Raw genomic sequence first — 3,184 nt, forward strand, 5'->3', positions numbered from 1 at the left:
GCACTGAACCTGCGCTACCAGCCTTCCAGCGGTCAACTGACGGTGTATTTCTCCGGCTTCTACGGCGCCACCAACGAGGGGCTTGCGACGTTCGAGACCCGCCAGGACTGACGCAGGCCACGAAAGGAGGAGCGCGCTCGCTCAGTGCGATCGCTGCTCCTGCACCGTCGCCAGCGTTTCCGCGCTGATGGCATCGGGCCGCTGGTTGCAGACATCGATGCCGGCGTCGCGCAGTGTCTGGCAGAGCCTGTCCATGCGGGCATCGCTGGCCTGCAGATGGTCGAGCAGGTCACGCATGGCGGCGATCACCGGGTCGGGCAGGTCCGGCGTGGCCGCGTAGGCCTGGAAGCCGATCTTCGCGGCGTAGTCGCGACGCGCCTGCTCGCGGGCATCATCCGGCTGGCGGACCACCACACGCCCGGCGGGGCCGACCACCGTCGCGCCCTCGGGCACCGGCTTCACCACCACGGCGTTGGAGCCGATGCGGGCACCGCGACCGATGATGATGGGCCCCAGCACCTTGGCACCGGCGCCGACCACCACGCCATCCTCCAGCGTCGGATGGCGCTTGCCGGCATCCCAGGAGGTGCCGCCCAGGGTGACACCGTGGTAGAGCGTGACATCGTCGCCGATCTCGGCGGTCTCGCCGATCACCACGCCCATGCCGTGGTCGATGAAGAAGCGCCGGCCGATCCTGGCACCGGGATGGATCTCGATGCCGGTGAGGAAGCGCGAAATGCTGGAGATGAAGCGCGCCAGCCCCTTCCACTCCGCCAGCCACAGGCAGTGCGCCCAGCGGTGCAGGACCGCGGCGTGCAGGCCGGGATAGTTGAGCAGGACCTCCAGCCGCGTGCGTGCGGCCGGATCGCGGGCGAAAACCGAATCTATGTCTTCCCGGATACGCGCGAACATCGTGACTCCTGAATGCGGATGATCCGCCAGTGCACCGGCGCGCGCCGCCTCAGCGCGGGCGCCGGCCGGACGGCTCCGATGCCGTGGCGGCGGCCAGCTCCAGCACGCGCTTGAAGAAACCGCGCAGCAGGTTGTACTCCGGCCGGTCAAGACGCGTCCTGCCATAAAGGCGTCGCAAACGCGTCATGATCTGACGCGGATTGTCAGGGTCCAGGAAGCCGACTGCAACCAGTGTCTGCTCGCAGTGCTCGTAGAAGCGCGCCATGTCCTCGCCGGAGACCAGCTCCTCTTCCCAGGGCACGAAGCTAACCGGCATCTGCGCCACCGGCGCCGGCTGGTTGCGCAGGGCCGGCAGGATGGCGGGAGCTGCATCCCGGCCGTCGCCGGCGACCTCCAGATGCGCCATGCGCGCCTCGTAGGCCAGCACCTGCACGGCCGCCGCGACATTGAGCACACCGTACTCGCTGTCGGTGGGAATGAAGACATGGCCGTGACAGAGCTGCAGCTCCTCGTTGGTCAGGCCGCGGTCCTCGCGCCCGAACACGAACGCCACCTTCGCGCCGGCGGCACCCTGCTCCTGCGCGATGCGGCCGGCCGAGCGGGCATCGACCTGGGCGATGTTGATGGTGCGGTTGCGCGCGCTGGTGCCGAACACCAGCTGGCAGTCGGCGATGGCCTCTTCCAGCGTCGCCACGACCCGGGCCGAAGCCAGCAGGTCGGAGGCGCCGGAAGCCAGCGCGGTGGCTTCGGCATGCGGGAACAGCTTGGGATCCACGAGGACCAGATCGGACAGGCCCATGGTCTTCATGGCGCGCGCGGTCGAGCCGATGTTGGCCGGCAGCGTGGTGTTGACGAGAATGATGCGGGTCGGGATGTTCATAAGGCCGGCTATGTTACACTACGCGGCTCAACCGTTCTTTATACAGAGTCCGTCTCCATGCAACCCATGCTGACCATGGCGCTGCGCGCCGCCAATCAGGCAGGCGACATCATCGCCAAGGCCGCCGACCGCCTTGACCTGGTCGATGTGCAGGCCAAGGGCCTCAACGATTACGTGACCCAGGTCGACCGCGCCGCCGAACGCGCCATCGTCGAATTCGTGCGCAAGACCTACCCGACGCACGGCATCCAGGCCGAGGAGTCGGGCCGCAGCGAAGGCAAGGGCGAGGGACAGGACTGGCTCTGGATCATCGATCCGCTCGACGGCACCACCAACTTCATCCACGGTTTCCCGCAGTACGCGGTGTCGATCGCCGTGCAGTGCAAGGGCGTGACCGAGCACGCCGTGGTGCTGGACCCGCTCAAGCGCGAAGCCTTCACCGCCAGCCGCGGCAGCGGTGCCGCCATGAACGGCCGCCGCCTGCGCGTGTCCGACCGCCGCAGCCTCGATGGCGCGCTGATCGGCACCGGCTTCCCGTTCCGCCCCGACCAGATGCACGCGATGGACGGCTACCTCGGCATGTTCAAGGCCGTGGCTTCGCAGACCGCCGGCCTGCGCCGCGCCGGCGCCGCTTCGCTGGACCTGGCCTATGTCGCCGCCGGCCGTCTCGACGGCTTCTTCGAGTTCGGCCTGGCGCCGTGGGACATCGCCGCCGGCGAACTGATCATCCGCGAGGCCGGCGGCCTGGTGTCCGACTTCGTCGGCGGCCACGGCTACCTGCAGAGCGGCAACATCGTGGCCGGCAATCCCAAGGTGCTCAAGGGCCTGCTCACCACCCTCTCGCCGCACCTGCCGGAAGCGCTGAGGCGCTGACCGCCGCGCACTCCGCGACGCTGCCGGCACCCCTCGCCGGCAGGGTTGCGGCGCCGCCACGGCGGCGTCACTGTAAGGCCCTGGAACAGGCACCGGGCGTGCTCATGAAACAAGGCCTCTTCAATCACCACCGCTATCCGGCGGGCATACAGCAGGCTCTGCTGGCACTCGGCCTCGACAGCCTGAAGCCGTCGTTCTCGCTGCTGCTGGCCCTGCTGATCGCGCTCACCTGCCGCAATACCGTGCCCTGGCCGCTGCTGGCCGGCTGGCTCGCCCTCGCGGCGGCATCGACACTGGCAGGCCATCTCTACTGCCGCACCTGGCGACAGCGACTGCGCCAGACGCTCGATCCCGCCACCCTGCGCCGGGCCGAGCTCCAGGGCCTGTGCTACGGCGCCACGGTAGCCGTGGTCTGGGGCAGCTGCAGCCTGCTCATGCAGCCCCAGTACCCCAACCAGAGCCTGCTGATCGGCATGATCTACTTCGGCGTCTGCGCCGGCGCGGCGACGCTGTCGGTGA

At 68.8% G+C, this 3,184-nt stretch carries 4 protein-coding genes; 2 read left to right on the forward strand and 2 right to left on the reverse strand.

The genetic code is table 11. The features are described from left to right. Positions 1-141 precede the first annotated feature (141 nt). Together cysE and C5O18_RS07830 are read right to left on the reverse strand one after the other, a co-directional pair. Entirely contained in the window at positions 142-912 is a 771-nt protein-coding gene (gene cysE, locus C5O18_RS07825) for a serine O-acetyltransferase (protein ID WP_105192938.1), read from the reverse strand. A gap of 49 nt (positions 913-961) precedes the next feature. Next, positions 962-1,792, reverse strand: coding sequence for an RNA methyltransferase (locus C5O18_RS07830; RefSeq protein WP_105192940.1), 831 nt, complete (start codon positions 1,790-1,792; stop codon positions 962-964). Between the two features lie 57 nt (positions 1,793-1,849). Here C5O18_RS07830 and suhB point away from each other — a divergent pair, with 57 nt between their 5' ends. Further along, positions 1,850-2,665: an inositol-1-monophosphatase gene (gene suhB, locus C5O18_RS07835; RefSeq protein ID WP_105192942.1), complete on the forward strand. Its 816-nt coding sequence runs from the start codon at positions 1,850-1,852 to the stop codon at positions 2,663-2,665. Positions 2,666-2,769: 104 nt separating this feature from the next. Further along, positions 2,770-3,184, forward strand: a 415-nt coding sequence (locus C5O18_RS07840) for a hypothetical protein (RefSeq protein WP_146089282.1), incomplete at its 3' end; no start/stop codon positions are given.

Source organism: Amnimonas aquatica (assembly GCF_002943415.1).
Lineage (GTDB): Bacteria > Pseudomonadota > Gammaproteobacteria > Pseudomonadales > Moraxellaceae > Perlucidibaca > Perlucidibaca aquatica_A.